We start from the raw sequence: 5,180 nt of genomic DNA, 5'->3' as shown, positions 1-5,180 counted from the left end.
CCCAGGGGGAGAGCCATCCTTCGCGCAAGCGACGTCGAGTTCTTAGCAAGCGTTTGCACGAAAAGATGGTGATCCGGCATGGGGCTTCGCCGCGCGCTTCATCCACCGGTCTTCATCCGAATCCGCTCCGGCCGCCTCCACCACCTCCTCCCCTGAAGCTGCCGCCGCCGCTCCATCGTCCGCCGCCTCCTTGCTCCGATGGCGGACGACTGACAAAGGTGTCCGCCGCCGTGTTCAGCATCACCGTCAGGCTCTCCGCGAAGGCGTTCAGCCTTTCCGTCAGCGACGTGGCGATATCCTCCAGGGAAGGCGCCGCTGGACCTTCCCCCGACGCTGGACCTTCCCCCGAGGGAACCGGCATGGCATGGCCGGGAACCCGTCCCGGAGCGGAGCTCGGGGAAGGACGGACCCAGGGACGATACCATGGCGGTGGAGGGAGCTCCGGCGGGACTTCCAGCCATTGCCGTAGAAACCGCCGTTCCATTCCGAAAGCGATCGCGTAAGGGAGATATTCCTCCAGTCGGTCGCGAGCTGCATCAGGTGCCAGCTCCTTCAGGCGACGCAATCCCCGGGCGAAGGCCCGCCAGCGGGCCGCCATCTCCGCCCCTTTTCGGGTCTTTCGGGGCATATGGGGGGCGATGAGTAGCCACGCCAGCGCGCTCCCTCCCAGGCCCAGAGCGACCACCCACAGTCCCCACAATCCCAGCCCGCTCCCATATGCGGCGGCGATGCCGGCCAGCCCCGCCAGGGCACCGATCAAAACCCCCAGGAGGCCATACGCACCGCGCACCCGATCCGGGCGGCCCGCAAACCAGCCGGCTTGAGCGACCGCGCGATAGAGGGCGGCCTCGATCTCGGGCAGTCGCTGGAAAAAGCGATGCCGAAGGTCCTGAAGGCGGCGCTCGGGGGCACCGTCGAAAAGCGCCCGCCATAAGACGGCCTCGAACGGCCGCAGCTCCACCGCCTGGCCGGTCTGTCGCAGGAGGAAGTCGCGCGTGGAGCCCTGGCGAACCTCCTCGATGGTCAGGGCGCCCCGCCGGGCCAGATCCACCACCGTCGCCAGGACATCCCGGAGATCCGCCCGTTCATCCAGCAACACCCCTACCATCGCTGGCGGATCCGCCGAAGGAGGCTCGGCCAGCTCATCCGGGATCGCCCGAACATGCGGATCCTGCCCTTGCCACGCCCAGACGATCAGGACCAGGGCGATCCCGCCCATCAGCAGGAAAAACCCTAAAGCCAGCAATCCCAGGTTATACAGCGGCAGGCGATCTTCCCAGAACTGCCAGGCAGGAGGCTCCGGGGGAAGGATCCCATGAGGGAATTGCACCCGGATCTCGAAGGATTCATCCGGCCCAAGCGGACGTTGCGCCTGGAAGTGAACCGTCCGCCCGTCCTCCAGGATCGCTCCATCCGCAGGGCCGTATGCCGCAATCCGCTGAGCGGTCGCCCCCGGGGGCAGGAAAACCGTGACCATGCTGTCACGGATCTCATAGGCGTGCTCCGCCGGAAGCGGATTCCACCAGAGCTGATCTCCCTCCGGATAACGTCGAACCGCGCCCCGAACCTGATAGCGAAGATGGAACGTCCGGATGGCGTTCGCGGTTGGAGGGAAAAACCAGCGCACGGTGATCGCCTCGCCGCTTTCTTCGACTTCGTAAGTGAAGGGCTGACCCGAGGCCTCGCGACGGTAGACCCTCTGATCGTCCCGCAGATCCAGGATCGTGATCCCTTCCGTGCGCCGGAGCGGGATCTCGCGAAAGCCGCGGCGGAACGTCCCGATGAAGCGGATGGCCTGATGTTCCGTGATCTCCAGCGTGCCATCGGCCAGCACACGAATCTCTACGTCAAAACGCTCCGCGATGGGCGTGGGGGACTGGGCGCGGAGGGCAGGAGCCAACGCCGCCGCGCTGATCAGGAAGAGCCCGATTGCGAGGCCCCAGAGAAGCCGTTTTCTCATCGCTGTTCTCCTCGCCAGGATCATTCCCCGGAAACCAGCGGGCCCGATGGGCGGCCGAAAGCGGCTTGCCCGGCCCTTCGGACACCTGCGGGGATTTGAGGGACTCTGGACTGCAGAGGAAATGGAAATCCCCCCTTAGCGATCGGAAGACCAGCACCCATTCCCGCTCGATTTTAGCAGGAACCGGATGAGGTGGGGGCCTCGGGATGAACAAGGAAACAGGTCGCTGTCCGGATGGAGGGGAAGAGCTCCCGGCCCGCAAAGCAGAAAAGTCACGCTTTGGACGATCTCCAAGCTCACCTGCAGGTTTCGAGACTGGGGCCCGGCCCGCCTCCCTCCCCAAGGCGCTCGGATGGCAGAGCGAAAACCTGATCTGTTACGGAGAACGTCTCCATCGCATCTAAAATAAAGGGAGCGCCCACCGCCCTGGGGACAGCCAGGAGGACCGTCGGGCTTTCCATCGGTCTGAATCCCCCGGAAGACCGGAAGAAAGGATGGCTGGATCGCCGGCCCTCGGGCGGTTGAAGCCCCGCGCTCCCCAAAGCCCACCCCGGAGGGAGCCTGGATGTCGAAGCCATGGATGATGGGGATCGCCCTGGTCGCGCTGGTCGGCGGGATATGGTTGATCGGAAGCCGGGTTCATGAGGCGGGGCTTGCGGTGCGAGAGGCCCCTCAGCCGGGCTACCGCGCGCCCCGTTTTTCGCTACGCAACCTGGAGGGGAAGACGCTCTCCCTCTCCGATCTACAGGGCCGAGCGGTGGTGCTGAACTTCTGGGCCACCTGGTGCCCACCCTGCCGGGCGGAGATGCCCGCCTTCCAGCGTCTCTACGCTCGCTACGCGGACCAGGGATTGATGGTCATCGGCGTGAACGCGACGATGGGGGACGACCTGGCGGCGGTGTTGGCGTTCCGCCAGGATTACCATCTGACGTTCCCGATCCTGCTGGATGAAACCGGTGAGGTGAACCGAAGCTATCGGGTGACGGCCCTCCCCACCACGTTCTTCATCGATCCTCAGGGCATCGTCCGCGATGTGGTGGTCGGCGGCCCGCTGAGCGAGGCCGCTATCGAAGCCCGTCTTTCCACGCTTCTTCCCGCGAGGAACCGCTGATGCTGCCAGCGCTTCCCCTGGGCCTGTTGACTCTGCCCACCCGGCCGGTCCTCCTGCTGCTGGGCTTGTGGCTGGGGGTGACGCTCGTGGAGCGAGAAGGACGACAACGGGGAACCGGGTCGAGCCTGGCGGTGGATGCCCTGTGGGGGGCGGCAGCCGGTTACCTGGCGGGCCGGATGGGTGCCCTGCTCCCCTATGGGCTCTCCTCCCCTCTGGATCTGCTAACTCTCATCCGCCCGCTCGATCCCGCCCTGGCCCCGCTTCCCGCCCTCCTGGCGGCCGCCGGCGTGATCGCCTGGCGATGGCATCGACACCGGATCCCGTGGCGGGTGGGCCTGGATGCGATGGCGCCCCTGCTTCTGGTGATGGCCGTGGCATGGGCGCTGGGGGATTGGGCCGAGGGCCGCCGGTATGGAGAGCCCACGGCGATTCCGTTCCTGGCTGCTCTGGGGGGCGGAAGCCGCCATCCTGTCCAGCTGTATGAAGCAGGGCTGGGATTCCTGGCGTTCGTGGTCTGGCATCGGGTTCGGAAACGCCTGCCGGCCCCTGGAAGCTCCTTTCTTCTGGCCCTGACCCTTTACAGCGCGGCGCGGCTGATCGCCGAGGGGTTCCGCGCGGAAAGCCTCACGTGGATGGGATTCCGGGTTCCCCAGCTTCTGGCGTTTGCTGGGCTCATGATCGGCCTGGTGGGGCTTGCCCGGATAGAGCGCCGATCCTGGAATCCGTAAATTCCAGACAGGGGCTTGGGGCGGCAGAGGGGTTGGCTTCCTCCAGGGGCTTTGGGGGGCCGAGACGGGCGCCTTCAACGCTCCCCCAAAGCCCCTGGCCTTCGAGGCCTTGGGAAGGGAAGATATAGGGGATGGGGTCATCCAGCCCTGGCCATTGCGCCCAGCGATCCAACTCCTATGGATAAATGAGGACCTTCAGGGCCTCATACGCCCGCATGGCCTGATAGCCCCGCTGGGTTTCCTCCAGCGGCAGGCGGTGGGTGATCAGATCTTCCACCGGCAGGCCCCGGGCGAGTAGGTCCAGCGCCTCACGCATGTCCGATGGTCCCGCGGAATAGCTGGGGATCACCCGGATCTCGCGGAAATACATCGTGTAGACATCGACCGGCCAGCGGGCCTCGGGCGGCATCGGGGTGAACAGCAACAGCGTCCCTCCCGATGCCACCAGGGACCATCCGAGCTCGATCGCCTCGATGGATCCCGGGCCCACCACGACCAGATCGGCCCCCATGCCCTCGCTTTCCGCGCGGATCCGCTCCACGGCCTCGGAAGCGGACACCGAGGCCAGGCCGATTCGAGCGCCGATCTCCAGACGTGCCGGGATCCGATCGACCCCCCACACCCGCTCCGCCCCCCAGCGCAACGCCACCCGTCCGTGCAGCAATCCCATCACCCCCAGCCCGATCACAGCCACTCGATCTCCCTCCCGCAACCCCGCCCGCCGCAACGCCTTCACCACTGTGGCCAGCGGCTCGGTGAACGCTGCGACCTCATCGCTCATGTGGGGAGGAACGGGCAAAAGATCCCGTTCCACCACAGGCGGCGGGACGATGGCATAGGTGCTCAGCCCGCCAGGGATCAGGCGGGTGGCCCGCCAGGTTGGACAATGGACCTCATCGCCCCGCCGGCAAAACCGACAGGCGCCGCATGGAGCGTGATGGTGCACTATCACCCGCTCTCCGCCCCGGAAGGTGGTCACCCCGGGCCCCACCTCCACCACCTCCCCCACCAGCTCATGCCCCGGAGTAAGTGGGGCCTTCTTCGCCATATACCAGTCCATCAATTCCCCTGGGCACAGACCACACACCCGGATTCGGACCAGCACCTCACCCGGCTGGAGCGGACGGAGGGGAACTTCCTCGATCTGCAGATTGTCACGGCCTTGATAGAGAACCGCCCGCGTTCGCTCTACCATTGGATTTATCCCTTACGGACTCAAGTGGCCAGCATACGGTAACCATCGGGGTCGCTATAGGAGCCTCCCGATTGCCTTCCGCCACTGCCTTCCCCCTACCCCAGCAGGATCCCCGGCCGCTCCAGGGCCATGCGCAGATCATCCAAGAACCGCGCCGCCTGGACACCGTCCACGATGCGATGATCG

At 66.0% G+C, this 5,180-nt stretch carries 5 protein-coding genes; 2 read left to right on the top strand and 3 right to left on the bottom strand.

Features of this window, described 5'->3' with window-relative positions; translation table 11 throughout:
- Positions 1–112 precede the first annotated feature (112 nt).
- Positions 113–1,960: a DUF2207 domain-containing protein gene (locus NZM16_RS03140; protein WP_295478490.1), complete on the bottom strand. Its 1,848-nt coding sequence runs from the start codon at positions 1,958–1,960 to the stop codon at positions 113–115.
- A gap of 565 nt (positions 1,961–2,525) precedes the next feature.
- Between NZM16_RS03140 and NZM16_RS03135 the strand changes: the two genes are divergently transcribed.
- A complete protein-coding gene (locus NZM16_RS03135; RefSeq protein ID WP_295447909.1) occupies positions 2,526–3,071 on the top strand; it encodes a peroxiredoxin in 546 nt (181 codons plus the stop codon).
- On the top strand, positions 3,071–3,799 hold the full coding sequence (locus NZM16_RS03130; protein ID WP_295447911.1) for a prolipoprotein diacylglyceryl transferase family protein: 729 nt from the start codon (positions 3,071–3,073) through the stop codon (positions 3,797–3,799). Before NZM16_RS03135 ends, NZM16_RS03130 begins: the two co-directional genes overlap by 1 nt.
- Positions 3,800–3,974: 175 nt before the next feature.
- On the opposite strand, the gene NZM16_RS03125 is transcribed toward NZM16_RS03130, so the two are convergent.
- Both NZM16_RS03125 and NZM16_RS13980 read right to left on the bottom strand, forming a co-directional pair.
- Positions 3,975–4,994: an alcohol dehydrogenase catalytic domain-containing protein gene (locus NZM16_RS03125; RefSeq protein ID WP_295447914.1), complete on the bottom strand. Its 1,020-nt coding sequence runs from the start codon at positions 4,992–4,994 to the stop codon at positions 3,975–3,977.
- Positions 4,995–5,089: 95 nt separating this feature from the next.
- Positions 5,090–5,167 carry a hypothetical protein gene (locus tag NZM16_RS13980; RefSeq protein ID WP_367280999.1) on the bottom strand — a complete coding sequence of 26 codons (78 nt, stop codon included), beginning with the start codon at positions 5,165–5,167 and terminating at the stop codon, positions 5,090–5,092.
- Positions 5,168–5,180 lie beyond the last annotated feature (13 nt).

It is taken from the genome of Thermoflexus sp. (assembly GCF_025055495.1).
Lineage (GTDB): Bacteria > Chloroflexota > Anaerolineae > Thermoflexales > Thermoflexaceae > Thermoflexus.
The sequence above is the reverse complement of the archived record's forward strand: the minus strand, read 5'-3'. Positions and strand labels throughout refer to the sequence as shown.

What these genes read in the sequence shown, in the direction of transcription:
- NZM16_RS03140 (WP_295478490.1), bottom strand. Translation starts at nt 1,960, where the DNA reads ATGAGAAAACGGCTTCTCTGGGGCCTCGCAATCGGGCTCTTCCTGATC.
- NZM16_RS03135 (WP_295447909.1), top strand. Translation starts at nt 2,526, where the DNA reads ATGTCGAAGCCATGGATGATGGGGATCGCCCTGGTCGCGCTGGTCGGC.
- NZM16_RS03130 (WP_295447911.1), top strand. Translation starts at nt 3,071, where the DNA reads ATGCTGCCAGCGCTTCCCCTGGGCCTGTTGACTCTGCCCACCCGGCCG.
- NZM16_RS03125 (WP_295447914.1), bottom strand. Translation starts at nt 4,994, where the DNA reads ATGGTAGAGCGAACGCGGGCGGTTCTCTATCAAGGCCGTGACAATCTG.